At 38.7% G+C, this 18,305-nt stretch carries 12 protein-coding genes and 6 tRNA genes; 7 read left to right on the top strand and 11 right to left on the bottom strand.

Translation table 11 applies throughout. The features are described 5' to 3' along the window. Window positions 1–48: 48 nt before the first annotated feature. Together pflB and AVFI_RS08400 are read right to left on the bottom strand one after the other, a co-directional pair. Window positions 49–2,325: a formate C-acetyltransferase gene (gene pflB, locus AVFI_RS08405; RefSeq protein ID WP_005419853.1), complete on the bottom strand. Its 2,277-nt coding sequence runs from the start codon at window positions 2,323–2,325 to the stop codon at window positions 49–51. A gap of 286 nt (window positions 2,326–2,611) precedes the next feature. Further along, window positions 2,612–4,120 carry a DUF3360 family protein gene (locus AVFI_RS08400; RefSeq protein ID WP_188863943.1) on the bottom strand — a complete coding sequence of 503 codons (1,509 nt, stop codon included), beginning with the start codon at window positions 4,118–4,120 and terminating at the stop codon, window positions 2,612–2,614. A 614-nt stretch (window positions 4,121–4,734) separates the two neighbouring features. Here AVFI_RS08400 and AVFI_RS08395 point away from each other — a divergent pair. The 4 genes from AVFI_RS08395 (at window position 4,735) to AVFI_RS08380 (ending at window position 7,902) form a co-directional block, all read left to right on the top strand. Next, window positions 4,735–5,505 carry an ABC transporter ATP-binding protein gene (locus AVFI_RS08395; RefSeq protein WP_005419849.1) on the top strand — a complete coding sequence of 257 codons (771 nt, stop codon included), beginning with the start codon at window positions 4,735–4,737 and terminating at the stop codon, window positions 5,503–5,505. A 73-nt stretch (window positions 5,506–5,578) separates the two neighbouring features. Beyond that, on the top strand, window positions 5,579–6,355 hold the full coding sequence (locus AVFI_RS08390; protein WP_005419848.1) for an ABC transporter substrate-binding protein: 777 nt from the start codon (window positions 5,579–5,581) through the stop codon (window positions 6,353–6,355). Between the two features lie 126 nt (window positions 6,356–6,481). Further along, the gene (locus AVFI_RS08385; RefSeq protein WP_188863944.1) at window positions 6,482–7,222 is read left to right on the top strand and encodes an ABC transporter permease; all 741 of its coding nucleotides are present in this window, start codon (window positions 6,482–6,484) and stop codon (window positions 7,220–7,222) included. 2 nt (window positions 7,223–7,224) lie between these two features. After that, window positions 7,225–7,902, top strand: a complete 678-nt coding sequence (locus AVFI_RS08380; RefSeq protein ID WP_065623223.1) for an ABC transporter permease — start codon at window positions 7,225–7,227, stop codon at window positions 7,900–7,902. A 336-nt stretch (window positions 7,903–8,238) separates the two neighbouring features. Here the strand turns inward: AVFI_RS08380 and grxB are convergent, their stop codons facing one another. Further along, window positions 8,239–8,889 (bottom strand): glutaredoxin 2, encoded by a 651-nt coding sequence (grxB, locus tag AVFI_RS08375; RefSeq protein ID WP_188863945.1) that lies wholly within the window; start codon window positions 8,887–8,889, stop codon window positions 8,239–8,241. A gap of 130 nt (window positions 8,890–9,019) precedes the next feature. Here grxB and AVFI_RS08370 point away from each other — a divergent pair. After that, window positions 9,020–10,248, top strand: a protein-coding gene (locus AVFI_RS08370) for an IS3 family transposase (protein ID WP_408580437.1) whose coding sequence is annotated in 2 segments (ribosomal slippage) — window positions 9,020–9,383 and window positions 9,383–10,248 — 1,230 coding nt in all. Because the reading frame shifts where the segments join, the coding sequence is not laid out codon by codon here. Window positions 10,249–10,255: 7 nt separating this feature from the next. Here AVFI_RS08370 and xthA read toward each other — a convergent pair. The 7 genes from xthA to AVFI_RS08335 form a co-directional block, all read right to left on the bottom strand. Continuing rightward, window positions 10,256–11,089, bottom strand: a complete 834-nt coding sequence (gene xthA, locus AVFI_RS08365) for an exodeoxyribonuclease III (RefSeq protein ID WP_188864015.1) — start codon at window positions 11,087–11,089, stop codon at window positions 10,256–10,258. A gap of 497 nt (window positions 11,090–11,586) precedes the next feature. Further along, a tRNA-Tyr gene (locus AVFI_RS08360) sits at window positions 11,587–11,670 on the bottom strand. Window positions 11,671–11,752: 82 nt separating this feature from the next. Then, window positions 11,753–11,836: transfer RNA gene (locus AVFI_RS08355), tRNA-Tyr, on the bottom strand. Window positions 11,837–11,918: 82 nt separating this feature from the next. Further along, window positions 11,919–12,002: transfer RNA gene (locus tag AVFI_RS08350), tRNA-Tyr, on the bottom strand. Between the two features lie 82 nt (window positions 12,003–12,084). Beyond that, window positions 12,085–12,168, bottom strand: a tRNA-Tyr gene (locus tag AVFI_RS08345). Window positions 12,169–12,250: 82 nt separating this feature from the next. Further along, window positions 12,251–12,334 (bottom strand) — tRNA-Tyr (locus AVFI_RS08340). 82 nt (window positions 12,335–12,416) lie between these two features. Next, window positions 12,417–12,500, bottom strand: a tRNA-Tyr gene (locus AVFI_RS08335). A 304-nt stretch (window positions 12,501–12,804) separates the two neighbouring features. Between AVFI_RS08335 and AVFI_RS08330 the strand changes: the two genes are divergently transcribed. Together AVFI_RS08330 and vexH are read left to right on the top strand one after the other, a co-directional pair. After that, complete coding sequence (locus AVFI_RS08330; RefSeq protein WP_005419837.1) at window positions 12,805–13,851, top strand: efflux RND transporter periplasmic adaptor subunit; 1,047 nt, start codon at window positions 12,805–12,807, stop codon at window positions 13,849–13,851. 2 nt (window positions 13,852–13,853) lie between these two features. Beyond that, window positions 13,854–16,964, top strand: a complete 3,111-nt coding sequence (gene vexH, locus AVFI_RS08325) for a vibriobactin export RND transporter permease subunit VexH (protein WP_155662385.1) — start codon at window positions 13,854–13,856, stop codon at window positions 16,962–16,964. Between the two features lie 54 nt (window positions 16,965–17,018). On the opposite strand, the gene AVFI_RS08320 is transcribed toward vexH, so the two are convergent. After that, window positions 17,019–18,247, bottom strand: a protein-coding gene (locus AVFI_RS08320) for an IS3 family transposase (RefSeq protein ID WP_408580437.1) whose coding sequence is annotated in 2 segments (ribosomal slippage) — window positions 17,019–17,884 and window positions 17,884–18,247 — 1,230 coding nt in all. Because the reading frame shifts where the segments join, the coding sequence is not laid out codon by codon here. Between the last annotated feature and the right edge of the window lie 58 nt (window positions 18,248–18,305).

Raw genomic sequence — 18,305 nt, 5'->3', positions numbered from 1 at the left:
AAGCCCCACCAAAATGGCAGGGCTTAATTCTACTTAATTAACGCTGAATTATAGTGATTCAGTGAAAGTACGTGCGATTACGTCTTTTTGTTGTTCAGTAGTTAGAGAGTTAAAACGCACAGCGTAACCCGATACACGGATAGTTAGTTGTGGGTAGTTCTCTGGGTGCTTAACTGCGTCTTCTAGAGTTTCACGGTTAAGAACGTTAACGTTCAAGTGTTGACCGCCTTCGATGTTTGCTTCGTGGTGGAAGTAACCATCCATTAGGCCAGCAAGGTTAGAACGACGGTTGTCATCGTCTTTACCTAGAGCGTTAGGTACGATAGAGAATGTGTAAGAGATACCATCTTGTGCATCAGCAAACGGTAGTTTACCTACTGAAGTTAGAGATGCTACAGCACCTTTCTCATCACGGCCGTGCATTGGGTTAGCACCAGGAGCAAAAGGAGCACCTGCTTGACGACCGTCTGGTGTATTACCAGTTTTCTTACCGTATACAACGTTAGATGTAATAGTAAGGATAGATTGAGTTGGGATAGCGTTACGGTACATTTTCAGTTTACGGATTTTGCCCATAAACGTAGAAACTAGTTCACATGCGATATCATCAACGCGTGGGTCGTTGTTACCAAATTTAGGGTAATCACCTTCGATTTCGAAATCGATAGCAATGCCGTCTTCGTCACGTACAGGTTTAACTGTAGCGAACTTGATTGCAGATAGTGAGTCAGCTGCAACAGAAAGACCAGCGATACCACAAGCCATTGTACGACGAACGTCACGATCATGAAGAGCCATTAGAGACGCTTCGTAGCTGTATTTGTCGTGCATGTAGTGGATAGAGTTCAATGCTGTAACGTATTGAGTTGCTAACCAATCCATGAAGTGATCTAGACGATCCATTACTTTAGCGTAATCAAGAACTTCGTCTGTCATTGGCGCTTCTTTAGGGCCAACTTGCATTTTCAGCTTCTCATCAACACCACCGTTGATTGCGTAAAGCATAGTTTTAGCAAGGTTAGCACGAGCACCAAAGAATTGCATTTGCTTACCAACAACCATTGGAGATACACAACAAGCGATTGCGTAGTCATCAGATTGTAGGTCAGGACGCATTAGGTCATCATTTTCGTACTGGATAGAAGAAGTATCGATAGACACTTTCGCACAGAAACGTTTGAAGCCGTCAGGTAGTTGCTCAGACCAAAGAACAGTGATGTTTGGCTCTGGAGAAGGACCCATAGTGTATAGGCTGTTTAGGAAACGGAAGTTAGTACGTGTAACTAGTGTACGACCGTCAAGACCCATACCACCCATAGATTCTGTAGCCCAGATTGGGTCACCAGAGAATAGCTCATCGTATTCAGGAGTACGTAGGAAACGAACCATACGTAGCTTCATTACGAAGTGGTCGATCATTTCTTGAGCTTGTTCTTCAGTTAGAAGACCAGCATCGATATCACGTTGGATGTAGATGTCTAGGAAAGTCGAAGTACGACCTAGAGACATTGCAGCACCATTTTGTGATTTAACAGCAGCTAGGTAACCGAAGTAAGTCCATTGAACCGCTTCTTGAGCTGTAGTTGCAGGGTTAGAAATATCGAAACCGTATTTCGCAGCCATTTCTTTGATTTGACCTAGAGCACGGTGTTGCTCAGCAATTTCTTCACGAAGTTGCATAGTTGCTGTTAGGTCTTCGCCTTTCTCAAAACGCTCTTGTAGAGACGTGAATTGAGCAAGCTTGTCTTTCATTAGGAAGTCAATACCGTAAAGTGCTACGCGACGGTAATCACCGATGATACGGCCACGACCATAAGCATCTGGAAGACCAGTTAGAACACCTGATTTACGACATTTTAGGATGTCTGGAGTGTAGATATCGAAAACACCAGCATTGTGTGTTTTACGGTATTCAGAGTAGATTTTTGAAATCATAGGATCAAGTTGACGATCGTATGCTTTACAAGAACCTTCAACCATACGTACACCACCGTTAGGGATGATAGCACGTTTTAGAGGAGCATCAGTTTGTAGACCTACGATAGTTTCAAGGTCTTTTTCGATGTAACCAGCATCGTGAGCAGTGATGGTAGAGATAACGTCAGTATCAAAATCAACAGGTGCGTGAGTTGCGTTTTCCTGTTTGATGCCTTCCATTACTTTAGCCCAAAGCTTGTTAGTTGCTTCAGTACCTTCAGAAACTAGGAATGCTTCATCACCTTCATATGGTGCATAGTTCTTTTGGATGAAATCGCGAACGTTAACTTCGTTTTGCCACTCACCGTCTGCAAAACCTGTCCAAGCTTTAGCAAATTGCTCTGCCATGATATACCTACCTTTTTAGTAGAAAAAATACGTACTATTAAAATGGGTTTGAGTTACCCATAACCTTCCTTAGAAGGAAAAATAGTACACTCAATTTAATAACAATATAAATAATTACAAAATCTAGCTTATAAGCATATATATTGCGACTAACCACTCTATTTTTCAAGATTACCTTAAACTTTTTTTGCAAACCTTAAACTAAATCAATAAATTTTCAATTTTTTTAATAAAAAGGGGTAACTTTTTTGGTTACCCCATAAGTATTATACGTTAGGTGAGGCGACTATAGTAGTGCCTTGATGCCATATTGACCTTCAAGCATACCAACAGCAAGCATAGCAATTAAACAAATTACTAATACGCCACCAGGAATAACGATACGGTCAACAAAAGAAAGATTCTTAGGACGCTCTTTATCACCGATTAAACCATTGTTATCAAGAAGCATAGTCATTGCCCATGCTAAAACAGGGTTTGCAACAGCAGCTGCAAAGATACAAATACCTGCAGATTGTGCGTCTTTGTTCTCTTTAACCATTTGAACACCAGCTTCAAGCATTGGTAGGAATACACCTACTAACAGAGCCATACACATAACTGGTGGCCATACTGCTACATCCATTGGGAAACCAAGGATAGCGATAACCATAACAATCGTACCTAGAAGGATAGCACCACCAGGGATAGGACGCTTAGCAATCGCAGCAGGGATCATATATGTACCCCAAGAAGACGTGATGTTACCACCACCAACGGCAGTACCTACCATCTGACGGATTGAACACATAGTCATTGTGTCATCAACATCCATTAATACTTTTTCAGTACGACGAGGGTAGTTTAGTTCTTGGAAGATACGGTGACCAAGGAAATCTGGAGACCACATAGCAACAGCAAGAATAGCAAATGGTAAAGACGCTAAGAAGTGTTGTAGGTTTGGTAGGCCAAGCATCCAACCTTCTTCAGTTGAGCCCCACCAGTAAACAGGGTTTAGATTAGGAAGACCCATTTCAGTTTCAAACTTAAGGTCAAAACCTGCACCTAGAGCAAGGGCTACTGCTAGACCTGCAAACGCACAAGCTGGGATTGCTAACCAACGTTTGTTGATACGAGCAAGGTAAGCGTACAGAACAATGTTCACAGCTAATACAATCAAACCAACATAGCCATAATTGCCTTCTAAGCCTGTTGACCAAGATTGGATTTTGCTAATTTGGCCCATTGCACCGCTGAAGCCTAAGAAAACAAGTAAACCACCAGCAACCCCTTCCGATGTTAGGTTAACCAGTTTTGAACCACCTTTAAAGTAACTTAGTAGTAAGCCGAATACACCTAATAAAATGGCAAGAGCAAGAGGGTGTGCACCAGCTAACGCGATCGCACCGATAAGTGGGATCATAGGGCCATGGTTACCTGCAAGGTTAGCGCGAGGGTTAAAGAAACCAGAAGCTAAGATACAGAATAAGAAAGCAGGGATAAGCATTTCAACACGAGCAACTTCGATAGCAAAATCTTTGCCTAAAGTAATGTGAGGCCATGCTTGTGTTAGACCGTCAGCCCAAGACATCATTACAGCAGAGTACATTGCAATGATACCAATCGTACCCGCTAGAGCAGGAACAAGATCTTCTAGTTCAAAACGGAAATCACGGCCTGGTAAGTTTAAACCAAAACGGCGTGGTTTCATGATTTGAAGTTCATGATCTAAGTAATCTGAACGGCTATTGAACTCAGAAGCTGGGCGGTGTAATTCGCTATAGCTTTTTTCGTTCAGTTCTTTGTCTGTAGACATAGAATCCTCATATGGAATTTAAAGTAAATAATGAATCAATACAGTAGGTATTGAAGCTTGTTCTTTTTATTTTCGCCGAGTGTAGCACACGAAAATTAAGCCAATGATTGATCTCGATCACTATATAATTGTATATGAAAGAAAACTACAAAATGAGACCGTTAACACTTTGGTGTTATTATGTTAATGATAAAAATATCAGTCATAAATCTCTTTAATATCAACTTACTACAGTGTTTTTGATGCATTTTTTCAATGGTATCAACAATATTGAACTTGTTAACAATTCTTAATAAAGCATAAATAATAGCAGTAATTCGTTTACATGTAATACGTGGTATTTGTGCTATAAGCTGTATTTTAAAACAATAATGAATCATATTCACTTGTTTATATAATGTTAATTATTTGTTGAATGTAAATTTTCAAATAGGGAATAAAACATTGAAATTCACCACTTAGCATGAATAAGAATTCAACCCTTGTTTAATTTACGTCCCTATAACATGCTTTGGTTAATAAATTGTTGCTTGTGATAATTTTGAGTGTTAAATTCTAAGAATAAAGTAAAAAGCAAACGATTAATGTGTAGCTGAATTAGGAGTATATGGCGCATGAAGGATGCAGTCGCGCTAGAAATAAAAGATTTACACAAGCATTTTGGCCAAAATGAAGTACTAAAAGGTATTTCATTAGAAGCAAATAAAGGTGATGTGATTTCTATTATTGGTTCATCTGGCTCAGGTAAGAGTACTTTTCTACGCTGTATCAACTTACTTGAAACGCCAAGTAAAGGCGAAATATGGGTAAATGGTGAGCTGATAGAAATGAAAAATAATCGTTTAGGTGAATCCGTTCCTGTTGATGAAAAGCAAGTTCAGCGAATTCGCTCACGTCTGGCTATGGTTTTTCAAGGGTTTAATCTTTGGTCCCATATGACGGTACTGCAGAATGTGATTGAAGCACCAGTACATGTATTAGGTATGCCAAAAGCACAAGCAATTGAAAAAGCGGAACAACTTTTGAAACAAGTTGGATTATATGAGCGCAGAGATTATTACCCTGGACATTTATCTGGCGGTCAACAACAACGAGCTGCAATAGCACGAGCATTGGCGGTTGACCCTGAAGTTATGTTGTTTGATGAGCCAACCTCTGCTCTAGACCCTGAATTAGTTGGCGAAGTCTTAGGTGTAATGCGTGATCTCGCTGAAGAAGGACGAACTATGTTGGTTGTTACTCATGAGATGGCTTTTGCTCGCGATGTTTCAAATCATGTAATGTTTTTGCATCAAGGACTAGTTGAAGAGCAGGGAGATCCTGCGAAGTTGTTTACTAACCCAGAATCAGAACGTTTACAGCAATTTATTTCATCTATTTATTAAACATATTGTAAAGCAAACACTACCAATAAAAATTAAATCAATTAAACGGAATAAAAGTTACAGGAGTAAGGAAATGAAAAAATGGTTATTAGCAGCAGTTGTTGCATCAACAGCACTAACAGGCGCAGCTCAAGCAAAAGAATGGAAACAAATCCGTTTTGGTATTGAAGGCGCTTATCCTCCATTTAGTTGGACAGAACCTTCAGGTGAGCTTAAAGGTTTTGATGTGGATATTGCTAATGCGTTATGTAAGGAAATGGAAGCACGTTGTAAAATTGTAGCTCAAGATTGGGATGGTATTATCCCTTCATTACTTGCTCGTAAATATGATGCAATTATTGCCGCAATGTCTATTACAGAAGAGCGTAAAAAGAAGATTGATTTCACTGAAAAATATGCACTTATTCCAAATAAATTTGTCGCTAAAAAAGGCACGAAATTAGTAATGACTAAAGAAGGCCTTAAAGGGGTTACTGTTGGTGTTCAACGTGCAACAACACATGATAAATACCTAACGGATAACTTTGGTAAAGGTGTTGATCTTAAGCGCTACGGTTCATTTGATGAAGCCTATTTAGATCTGAAGGCGGGTCGTATTGATACGGTTTTAGGTGATGCATCAGCACTAGAAGAAGGTCTTCTTAATAAACCTGGCGGTACAGAGTATGAATTTGTTGGTCCGTCACTAACTGATCCAAAATGGTTTGGTGAAGGTTTTGGTATCGCAACACGTAAACAAGATAAGGATCTAACTGAGCAATTAAATGCTGCAATTGATTCTTTACGTGAAAAAGGCATTTACCAAGAAATTGCTGCGAAATACTTTAACTATGATGTATATGGCGAGTAATTGTTGAATCAGCCTTAAGGAAAGAGGGTGGAATATCCCTCTTTCATTCTAATAGTTATAGCAACGCCAATGAACCATTTTTGATATGTATTGGCGTTGTTATTAAAGCGAAAGCTTGGAAGTAGTATGTTAGATTTACAAGGATATGAATCCTCCATTTTAGATGGAGCATTGGTCACGCTGCAGGTTGCGCTCCTATCTCTTTTCTTAGCCGTATTTCTTGGTTTACTTGGTGCTTTGGCGAAAATGGCTCCATATTGTTGGGCTCGATCTATTGCCACACTTTATACAACTATTGTTCGAGGGATCCCTGATTTAGTATTAATGATGCTACTGTTTTTTGGCGGACAAATGCTATTAAACAATGGGTTGTATGCGAGTAATGAATGGATAAATGAGTGGATGACAAACTCAAACCCAGATCATGAATGGGTTTCTTATCTTCCTGATTATATAGAAATTAGTCCTTTTATCGCAGGAGTCCTAACCATTGGTTTTATTTTTGGCGCGTATATGGCTGAGACATTTCGTGGTGCAATCATGGCGGTAGATCGTGGTGAAATGGAAGCAGCAAAAGCCTATGGTATGAGTGGCATAATGGCATTTCGTCGTATTTTGTTTCCGCAAATGATCCGTCATGCGTTGCCTGGTTTTGGTAACAATTGGTTAGTTCTACTTAAAACCACTGCTTTGGTTTCGATTATTGGTTTAGAAGATATGGTTCGTGTTAGCTCAATGGCTGCTGGGACAACTAAGATGCCATTTACTTTTTATATGACAGTGGCTTGTATTTTCTTATTTTTCACAGCAGTTTCAACTGGTGCGTTAAAACTTATTGAACGTAAATTTAGTATTCACATGAGGTAGATATGGATTTTTCAATTATCATTGAGAGCCTTCCTGTTTATCTTGAAGGCTTATGGACAACGGTGTGGTTAGTTGCGGTATCTTTGGTTATTGGTTTGTGTATTGCAGTACCAACAGCGATAGCAAGAAACAGTAATAACCCAGTTTTATGGTTACCAGCTTGGGCATACATTTACTTTTTTCGTGGTACGCCTTTACTGATTCAACTGTATCTTATTTATTATGGTATGGATCAATTTTTCCCTGTTAAAGATACCTTATGGGAACATGCTTCATTTTGTGCTCTCGTTGCTTTTGCTTTAAATACAGGAGCTTATACAGCTGAAATTGTGCGTGGTTCTATTAATGGTTTACCACAAGGAGAGATTGAAGCGGCCAAAGCATATGGTATGAATCAATTCCAAACGTATAAACGTATTATTTTACCTAGTGCGTTACGTAGAGCATTGCCAGCTTATAGTAACGAAGTGATTTTCATGCTTCATGGTTCAGCCATTGCGGGGATTGTTACTTTACTTGATTTAACAGGCGCTGCTCGATTAGTGAATTCGAGATATTACGCACCGTTTGAATCCTATATAGCTGCCGGCATGTTCTATATGTGTTTAACGTTTATTATTATTTTTGTATTTAAGCAATTGGAAACTCGAATGCTCAGATTTATGAGGCCATTAAGTTAATTAGATTATTCACAGTCAAAAACTCCAACGCAGTTATCGAGCATTTAAACAAACTAGATGACCAGTTAGTTACGACGATTGGTATTAATATCCATTTAAGTAGATATCGTGTATATATGAATGGGTTGTTCGTTAGAGGAAGTAGTGATAGTTATGGGATTATCGTTAATATTGATAAGAGTAATAAAGTTAGTATTTATTTGTGCATTGTTTTTGAGCGTATTTGATTTTATTGAACACGGTGAAATACTTTGGTATCAACGCTGGTTTGCATAATTTTGATAAGAAAAAGAGCACATTAACGTGCTCTTTTTTATTGTTAAAAATAGATTGTTATTACACAGCAACATCAAAGAAAAGGTGAACACCAGTTAATTCGCTTATTTCTTCCAGATAGTTTTTTAAGTGTGGTGGAAAATCTAGTCCTTTAACAACAGTCAAATTACGGATAAATGGGAAAAAATTAATATCATCCCATGTGATTTGATTTCCTTTCTCTGAAGGAAGAGTAATGAAGTTCGCATTAACCAATAGTGGATTTAATGCATTGATATATTCATTACTGTTTGCTAATGCTTGTTCAAAGCTCATCTCAATGAATTCTTCTTTTTTCTCTGTAAACCAAGTAATCGCTTCAGGTCGAGCGAATTCAGGTAAATAAAGTTGAGTCCAACGAGAGAAAGTAAGTTTAGCAAACAGTGGTCTTGCTGCGTTTAGCCACTCAGATATCTCTTCTTCGTGTGTTGATTTTTCTATGATTGGATGGTGATCATGCTCATCCAGATATTTTGCAATATCAAGGCTTTCTGCCATATAGCTACCATCATTTTTCTCTAAAATAGGTACCATATTAGCGCCCACTTTTTCAATACGAGCATTCACATCGTCATTTTGAAGATAAACAAATTCAACGGGTAGCTTTTTTATACCAGCAACCATTTTGGCTTTCATACAAAATGGGCAGTGATCAAAGATGAATAATTTCATTGTATTTCCTTAAATACCAATCGCAGTAAGAAATGGATTGGGATAAAAAAGCCCTCACAAATTGGTGAGGGCTAAACATATTATTTGAATGTCTCGTCCTGAAATGTGTTTACACATTTAGGACTTTTATATGACAAATCAAGAAAAAACAAAGAATAAGCGAACTCAACGCGATTATTCATTAGGCTTTAAATTGCAGCTTGTTGCCGCTATAGAAAAAGGCGATATGACCTATAAGCAAGCTCAAAACATTTATGGCATTCAAGGTCGATCTACCGTACTTACTTGGTTAAGAAAACACGGTAAGATGGACTGGTCTCAATCACCTAAGATTATTATGCCTAAATCCCCGAAAGCGAAAGAATCGCCTGCACAAAAAATTAAACGTTTAGAGCGAGAGCTTGATGATGAAAGAATGCGTAATTTATTACTTAATGAAGTAGTGAATATCATGGACGCAGAACATGGTGCAGGCCTTAGAAAAAAGTATATTGCCAAGGAGCAAGAAGTCTTCAAAAGCAGAAAATGATCAGCTTAGAGCGAGCTAGTCAGCTACTTGGCATTACAAGACAATGTATATACCAACAAGAACGTAGAGCTCTGAAACGTGCCGTTGAACTTTCACCGGTTAAAAATATGGTGCAAGAAATTCGTCGATATATGCCTCGTATTGGAGGTAAAAAATTATATTTTTTACTTAAGCCCAAATTCATCACTCATGGCATAAAGTTAGGCAGAGATAACTTTTTTTCCTATTTAAGAAATGAGTGCTTATTAGTAAAACCTAAACGAAGTTATACAAAAACTACCTATAGTAAGCATTGGATGAAAAAACATCCTAATTTACTTAAAGAAGTAACACCTCAAGCATCTGAAGAGGTTTTTGTTAGTGATATCACTTACGTTCAATCACAAAAAGGTATTCATTATTTATCTTTAGTAACAGATGCTTATAGTCGAAAGATAATGGGATATGAATTAAGTGATGAAATGAAAGCTACTGATGTAGTCAAAGCTCTTGATATGGCGATAGATAGCCGTCAATATCAAAGGAGTACGATTCATCATTCAGACCGAGGATTACAGTATTGTTCAAAGGTTTATCAGGAAAAATTGAATAAAAATGATATTAAGCCATCAATGACGGATGGTTATGATTGCTATCAAAATGCATTAGCAGAGCGAATAAATGGGATACTTAAACAAGAGTTTCTTTTGTATGACTGTAAAGATTTAGAGGAGTTAAGGCATTTAGTTGAAGAATCTATTTTTATTTATAATGAAATGCGGCCACATTTAAGCTTGGGAATGAGTACACCAAATCAAGTACACAAAAAAGCCAAGTGCGTACGCACTTAGCTTTCAATTAAAAATCGTCAACGTATTTTAGGACGAGACAGAATGTTGACCAAATTGGTGCGTGATCTGAAGGCTTTTCAATACCACGTAATTCGTAATCAATGCCAGATTCTGTACATTTTGCTGCTAATGTTGGTGTTGCCATAATGACATCAATGCGTAAACCACGGTTATCTACAAACCCTTTTGAACGATAATCAAACCACGAGAATTGATCGGTTACTTCAGGGTGAAGATTACGGAACGTGTCTTCAAACCCCCAATCTTTTAATGTTTGTAACCATTCACGCTCTTCTGGTTGGAACGAGCATTTGCCTGTTTTTAACCAACGTTTTGCGTTTGGTTCACCGATACCGATATCTGCATCGATAGGGCTGATATTAATATCGCCCATGACGATGATCTCTTCATCGTTAGTATGGTGTGTATGCAAATGAGTCATCAAATCTTTGTAGAATTGGCGTTTATACGGAAATTTTGTTTCGTGCTTAATATTGTCACCTTGCGGGAAGTAACCATTCATTACCGTTATTTTTGAGCCATCTTCACGCTGATGAGTAGTCATGATCATGCGCTTTTGATGTTCTTCTGTATCCGTATCAAAACCATATTGCACAGAAATTGGTTCTTGTTTACATAGCATAGCCACACCGTAATGTGCTTTTTGGCCATGGAAGTACACTTTATAGCCCATCGCTTCGACGGCTTCGACTGGGAACATTTCATTATGAACTTTGATCTCTTGAAGACCAATAACATCAGGGTTGTGCTTATCAATGATCGCTTGTAATTGGTGAAGGCGAGCACGAAGGCCATTTATATTAAATGAGATTACTTTCATTGGGTTATCAAGTCCTTATAAATATAGTCAATCCTAGTTGAGCGAGGATCTTTAATATAATGATACTAACATTAATTGGCATTAAGTCATGTAAGTTTAGTTTATTAATCTAGCACTTGGCTGACATGTCTCACAGCGCCACGTGCATTTTTGTTGACCTAAACCTGCTTTTATCCAAGCCATTGTGACACTAGTAGAAGGATGACAAAAAGCCTCTTTATTACATAAGCTACATGTTTTCCATTGTGACGGTTCTTGCTGCTTTTGAACTTGTGCAATGTGCATTGTAATGCCTCTATTTCTATATTTAACAAAACAGGGTAACTGTATATTTATACAGTTATTTTGGCAAGGGGTATTTAAGGATAAAATTTATTTCAATTTAGATCCGTAGTTACTCAGACAATTGTGCAGGAAATCAATAGGTAGGTATTACAGGCACAAAAAAAGCCAACTCATTTCTGAATTGGCTTTTCGATCTCTTACGAGATAAATAATGGTGGAGGGGGACGGATTCGAACCATCGAAGCTTTCGCGGCAGATTTACAGTCTGCTCCCTTTGGCCACTCGGGAACCCCTCCAGCGGGTATTTTTATACTTAACTAACTCTTTTCCCAAAGGAGCAATCAAGTGCGTTAACTGACGAGTCAATTAACTGAATAATGGTGGAGGGGGACGGATTCGAACCATCGAAGCTTTCGCGGCAGATTTACAGTCTGCTCCCTTTGGCCACTCGGGAACCCCTCCAGCGGGTATTTTTATACTTAACTAACTCTTTTCCCAAAGGAGTAATCAAGTTTGTTAACTGACGTATCAATTAACTGAATAATGGTGGAGGGGGACGGATTCGAACCATCGAAGCTTTCGCGGCAGATTTACAGTCTGCTCCCTTTGGCCACTCGGGAACCCCTCCAGCGGGTATTTTTATACTTAACTAACTCTTTTCCCAAAGGAGTAATCAAGTTTGTTAACTGACGTATCAATTAACTGAATAATGGTGGAGGGGGACGGATTCGAACCATCGAAGCTTTCGCGGCAGATTTACAGTCTGCTCCCTTTGGCCACTCGGGAACCCCTCCAGCGGGTATTTTTATACTTAATTAACTCTTTTCCCAAAGGAGCAATCAAGTGCGTTAACTGATGAATCAATTAACTTAATAATGGTGGAGGGGGACGGATTCGAACCATCGAAGCTTTCGCGGCAGATTTACAGTCTGCTCCCTTTGGCCACTCGGGAACCCCTCCAGCGGGTATTTTTATACTTAACTTACTCTTTTCCCAAAGGAGCAATCAAGTGTGTTAACTGATGAATCAATTAACTGAATAATGGTGGAGGGGGACGGATTCGAACCATCGAAGCTTTCGCGGCAGATTTACAGTCTGCTCCCTTTGGCCACTCGGGAACCCCTCCAACGAGAATTTTTATACTTAGCGAGAGTTTTCCCAACGACCTTGCCAAGTGCGGAGCGAATAATAGCAAACTTCGTTTTTCTGTAAAGCACTTTTCTTTGATTTTTGGTTTGAATGATGGGTTTTTCGTCAAAAAGGAGTAAAATTCGCCATATCGGAACAAAATAACTCAATATCAGTCATATAGAAGCAGTTGTTTTTACAGTTTATTTCGTCATCTTTACATTCATTGACGAACAAAAGGTCTTTACCTTGGTAAACTATGGACAGAAATTAATTCCATCATTTAGATTATAAGTATCAATATGAATAAAACTAAGTCTATCGCTCTAGTCGTTTTATTAGCATGCACTTTATCAACTCCTTCTTATGCTAAGAAAACAAGAGGAAATCAGTCGGTTGCTGTTCTTTCTGAAGAAGTGGCTACTCATGAAATATCTCAATCATTATCATTAATCGGAAAACTAAAGGCTTCTGAGTCTGTTGTGATCTCTCCTGAGGTTGCTGGAAAGATTGAGCGTATTGCGGTTAAAGCTAACCAAAATGTAAGAAAAGGGCAGTTAGTCGTTCAACTTAATGACGATAAGGCGATTGCGGCTATTAAAGAGGCTCGTGCTTATTTAAATGATGAAAAACGTAAATTAACAGAATTTCAGCGCTTAGCGAAAAAGAATGCCATTACTCAAACTGAAATTGATGGACAAAAAGCCAGCGTTGATATTGCTCAAGCTCGTTTAGATGCAGCAAATGCAGATTTATCTGATCTTCATATCTCTGCTCCTTTTGCTGGTACGGTTGGTTTTATTGATTTTAGTCGAGGAAAAATGGTGAGTGCTGGTACGGAATTACTGACGTTAGATAACTTATCTGTTATGCAACTCGACTTGCAAGTACCAGAACGTTACCTATCAATGCTTTCTGTGGGGATGAATGTAGAAGCAACGAGTCAAGCGTGGGAAAACTCAGTGTTTTCAGGAAAATTGATAGGTGTTGATTCACGAATTAATGCAGAAACGTTGAATTTACGTGTTCGTATTGAGTTTCCGAATAAAGATTTAAAAATGAAGCCGGGAATGCTGATGGCTGCAACGTTAGATTTTCCTGCTATTAATGCCCCAATTATTCCAGTTCAAGCTTTAGAGTATTCAGGTACTAAGCGTTATGTCTATGTAATAGGTGAAGATAACAAAGCAATTCGCACCGAAGTTACTTTAGGCGCTCGTGTTGAAAACCGTGTTGTCATCGCGAGTGGTTTAAATGTTGGTGATGAAATTGTCGTTCAAGGTTTAGTGAACATGCGTGATGGTGTGACGGTTAAACAACTTGAACAAAATAAAACTGAGGTACAGTAATCATGTGGTTATCTGATGTTTCAGTAAAAAGGCCGGTCGTTGCCATTGTTTTAAGTTTGCTGTTATGTGTATTTGGTGCGGTGTCGTTCAGTAAATTGGCTGTTCGTGAAATGCCTGATATTGAAAGCCCGGTCGTTTCGATCAGTACGCGTTATGAAGGGGCCTCTGCTACCATTATTGAAAGCCAAATTACAACGGTATTAGAAGACCAGCTCTCTGGTATCAGCGGGATTGATGAGATCGAGTCTACTACGCGAAATAGCATGTCTCGTATCATGATTACTTTTGATCTAGGGTATGACTTAAATACAGGCGTGAGTGATGTTCGTGATGCGGTTGCTCGTGCACAACGTAGCTTACCTGATGAAGCGGATGATCCCATTGTATTTAAAAATAACGGCAGTGGTGAAGCCTCTCTTTATATTAATTTAAGCTCAAGTGTAATGGACCGAACCGAGTTAACTGATTACATCGAACGTGTATTGGTTGACCGTTTTAGCTTAATTACTGGTGTGAGTTCTGTTGATGTCTCTGGCGGCCTTTATAAAGTGATGTATGTGAAGCTACAACCGGATTTAATGGCCGGACGTGGCGTAACGGCATCAGACATTACAGCAGCACTTCGTTCTGAAAATATTGAAAGTCCTGGCGGTGAAGTTCGAAATGATGCCATTGTTATGTCGGTTAGAACTGAGCGTTTATATAATAAGGCAGAAGACTTTAATTACTTGGTGGTGAAAACAGCCAGTGATGGAACACCGATTTATTTAAAAGATGTTGCTGATGTATTTATTGGTGCAGAAAATGAAAACTCAACATTTAAAAGCGATGGCGTAGTAAACGTTAGTATGGGGATCGTTCCTCAATCAGATGCCAACCCATTAGATGTGGCAAACTTAGTTCACGAAGAAGTCGCTAAGATCCAGCAATTTTTGCCAAAAGGGACTCGTTTAGCCATTGATTATGACTCAACGGTATTTATTGAGCGTTCAATTGCGGAGGTCTATAGCACACTATTTATCACTGGTGGGCTGGTTATTCTGGTTCTGTATATCTTTATTGGTCAAGCTCGTGCAACCTTGATCCCTGCGGTAACCGTTCCTGTTTCATTAATATCGTCATTTATTGCCGCTTATTACTTTGGTTTTTCTATTAACTTAATCACCTTGATGGCGTTGATTTTATCCATTGGTTTGGTGGTGGATGACGCCATTGTAGTGGTTGAAAATATTTTCCATCATTTAGAAAAAGGAGAGTCACCATTACTTGCTGCTTATAAAGGAGCGAGAGAAGTAGGCTTTGCCGTTATAGCGACAACCTTAGTGCTTGTTATGGTGTTCTTACCAATTTCATTTATGGATGGAATGGTTGGTTTGCTCTTTACTGAATTTTCAGTGCTACTTGCTATGTCAGTGCTGTTCTCTTCATTAATCGCTTTAACGTTAACACCAGTTTTAGGTAGTAAGATTTTAAAAGCAAATGTGAAGCCGAATCGTTTTAACTTATTTATCGATAAAGTTTTCTCAGCATTAGAGCGTACTTATCGTAAAGCAGTATCGAAAGCCGTAGCGTGGCGTTTTTTGGCCCCTGTGATTATTCTTGCGTGTATTGGTGGTAGTTATGGCTTGATGCAGTACGTACCATCTCAATTAACACCACAGGAAGACCGTGGCGTATTATTTGCTTTTGTTCGAGGTGCGGATGCAACCAGTTACAATCGCATGAGCTCGAATATGGATATTGTTGAAGAGCGTTTAATGCCGTTATTGGGTAAAGGCTTTTTGAAATCATTTAGTATTCAATCACCAGCGTTTGGTGGTAATGCAGGGGATCAAACGGGTTTTGTTATTATGATCCTAGAGGACTGGGAAGATCGTGATTTAACGGCTCAACAAGGGTTGGGAGTGATCCGAAAAGCACTTGCTGATATTCCTGATGTGCGTGTATTTCCAATGATGCCAGGCTTCCGTGGTGGCTCAAGCGAACCGGTTCAATTTGTCTTGGGCGGCTCAGATTACAGTGAATTGCAAAAATGGGGCGAGATATTAAAAGCAGAAGCGAATAACAGCCCATTAATGGAAGGTGCTGATATTAACTATTCAGAAAAAACACCTGAATTAGTGGTGTCGGTTGATCGCCACCGTGCTGCGGAGTTAGGTATTAAGATCTCTGATATTTCGGATACCCTTGAAATCATGCTCGGTGGTAAAAGTGAAACGACATTTGTTGAACGTGGGGAAGAATATGATGTTTATCTTCGCGGCGATGAAAACAGTTTTAATAATGCTGCTGACTTAAGCCAGATTTATATGCGAACGTCATCAGGGGATTTGGTGACACTTGATACGGTCACTAAGATTAATGAAGTCGCATCGGCTATTCGTTTATCACATATTAATAAGCAAAAATCGATTACCTTAAGTGCTAATTTAAAGGATGGTGCAACCTTAGGTGACGCATTGAATTATCTGGATGCGAAGGCGATTGAGATATTACCGAGTGATATATCTGTTGGTTATACTGGCGAATCTAAAGACTTTAAAGAGAACCAATCCAGTATTCTTGTTGTGTTTGGCTTAGCTCTATTAGTGGCTTATTTGGTATTGGCAGCACAGTTTGAAAGCTTTATTAACCCGTTGGTTGTTATGTTTACGGTGCCAATGGGGGTATTTGGTGGTTTCTTAGGTTTGTTGTTAATGAATCAAGGCCTGAATATATATAGTCAGATCGGTATGATCATGCTAATTGGTATGGTGACTAAAAACGGTATTTTAATCGTGGAATTTGCCAACCAATTACGAGATAAAGGCGTTGAACTTGAACAGGCGATTGTAGATGCCTCTGCTCGACGTTTACGACCAATTCTAATGACTGCATTTACAACACTTGCTGGTGCAATTCCATTGATTGTATCAACAGGTGCTGGCTATGAAAGCCGAGTAGCGGTTGGTACGGTCATCTTCTTTGGTATGGCATTTGCGACCTTGGTAACCTTGTTTGTTATTCCTGCAATGTATCGCTTAATCTCGGGTGGAACGCATTCTCCAGGTTATGTTGAAGACTTACTAAATAAAGAATTAGATCATGATATTAAAGGGCGAATTTCCCATTAATATTGGTTTTTAAGTGTCTCGTCCTAAAATACGTTGACGATTTTTAATTGAAAGCTAAGTGCGTACGCACTTGGCTTTTTTGTGTACTTGATTTGGTGTACTCATTCCCAAGCTTAAATGTGGCCGCATTTCATTATAAATAAAAATAGATTCTTCAACTAAATGCCTTAACTCCTCTAAATCTTTACAGTCATACAAAAGAAACTCTTGTTTAAGTATCCCATTTATTCGCTCTGCTAATGCATTTTGATAGCAATCATAACCATCCGTCATTGATGGCTTAATATCATTTTTATTCAATTTTTCCTGATAAACCTTTGAACAATACTGTAATCCTCGGTCTGAATGATGAATCGTACTCCTTTGATATTGACGGCTATCTATCGCCATATCAAGAGCTTTGACTACATCAGTAGCTTTCATTTCATCACTTAATTCATATCCCATTATCTTTCGACTATAAGCATCTGTTACTAAAGATAAATAATGAATACCTTTTTGTGATTGAACGTAAGTGATATCACTAACAAAAACCTCTTCAGATGCTTGAGGTGTTACTTCTTTAAGTAAATTAGGATGTTTTTTCATCCAATGCTTACTATAGGTAGTTTTTGTATAACTTCGTTTAGGTTTTACTAATAAGCACTCATTTCTTAAATAGGAAAAAAAGTTATCTCTGCCTAACTTTATGCCATGAGTGATGAATTTGGGCTTAAGTAAAAAATATAATTTTTTACCTCCAATACGAGGCATATATCGACGAATTTCTTGCACCATATTTTTAACCGGTGAAAGTTCAACGGCACGTTTCAGAGCTCTACGTTCTTGTTGGTATATACATTGTCTTGTAATGCCAAGTAGCTGACTAGCTCGCTCTAAGCTGATCATTTTCTGCTTTTGAAGACTTCTTGCTCCTTGGCAATATACTTTTTTCTAAGGCCTGCACCATGTTCTGCGTCCATGATATTCACTACTTCATTAAGTAATAAATTACGCATTCTTTCATCATCAAGCTCTCGCTCTAAACGTTTAATTTTTTGTGCAGGCGATTCTTTCGCTTTCGGGGATTTAGGCATAATAATCTTAGGTGATTGAGACCAGTCCATCTTACCGTGTTTTCTTAACCAAGTAAGTACGGTAGATCGACCTTGAATGCCATAAATGTTTTGAGCTTGCTTATAGGTCATATCGCCTTTTTCTATAGCGGCAACAAGCTGCAATTTAAAGCCTAATGAATAATCGCGTTGAGTTCGCTTATTCTTTGTTTTTTCTTGATTTGTCATATAAAAGTCCTAAATGTGTAAACACATTTCAGGACGAGACAAAGTAAATAAAAAGGCC

The sequence above is a fragment of the Aliivibrio fischeri ATCC 7744 = JCM 18803 = DSM 507 genome (assembly GCF_023983475.1).
Lineage (GTDB): Bacteria > Pseudomonadota > Gammaproteobacteria > Enterobacterales > Vibrionaceae > Aliivibrio > Aliivibrio fischeri.
The sequence above is the reverse complement of the archived record's forward strand: the minus strand, read 5'-3'. Positions and strand labels throughout refer to the sequence as shown.

What these genes read in the sequence shown, in the direction of transcription:
- grxB (WP_188863945.1), bottom strand. Translation starts at nt 8,889, where the DNA reads ATGAAATTATTCATCTTTGATCACTGCCCATTTTGTATGAAAGCCAAA.
- AVFI_RS08380 (WP_065623223.1), top strand. Translation starts at nt 7,225, where the DNA reads ATGGATTTTTCAATTATCATTGAGAGCCTTCCTGTTTATCTTGAAGGC.
- vexH (WP_155662385.1), top strand. Translation starts at nt 13,854, where the DNA reads ATGTGGTTATCTGATGTTTCAGTAAAAAGGCCGGTCGTTGCCATTGTT.
- pflB (WP_005419853.1), bottom strand. Translation starts at nt 2,325, where the DNA reads ATGGCAGAGCAATTTGCTAAAGCTTGGACAGGTTTTGCAGACGGTGAG.
- AVFI_RS08400 (WP_188863943.1), bottom strand. Translation starts at nt 4,120, where the DNA reads ATGTCTACAGACAAAGAACTGAACGAAAAAAGCTATAGCGAATTACAC.
- AVFI_RS08395 (WP_005419849.1), top strand. Translation starts at nt 4,735, where the DNA reads ATGAAGGATGCAGTCGCGCTAGAAATAAAAGATTTACACAAGCATTTT.
- xthA (WP_188864015.1), bottom strand. Translation starts at nt 11,089, where the DNA reads ATGAAAGTAATCTCATTTAATATAAATGGCCTTCGTGCTCGCCTTCAC.
- AVFI_RS08385 (WP_188863944.1), top strand. Translation starts at nt 6,482, where the DNA reads ATGTTAGATTTACAAGGATATGAATCCTCCATTTTAGATGGAGCATTG.
- AVFI_RS08390 (WP_005419848.1), top strand. Translation starts at nt 5,579, where the DNA reads ATGAAAAAATGGTTATTAGCAGCAGTTGTTGCATCAACAGCACTAACA.
- AVFI_RS08330 (WP_005419837.1), top strand. Translation starts at nt 12,805, where the DNA reads ATGAATAAAACTAAGTCTATCGCTCTAGTCGTTTTATTAGCATGCACT.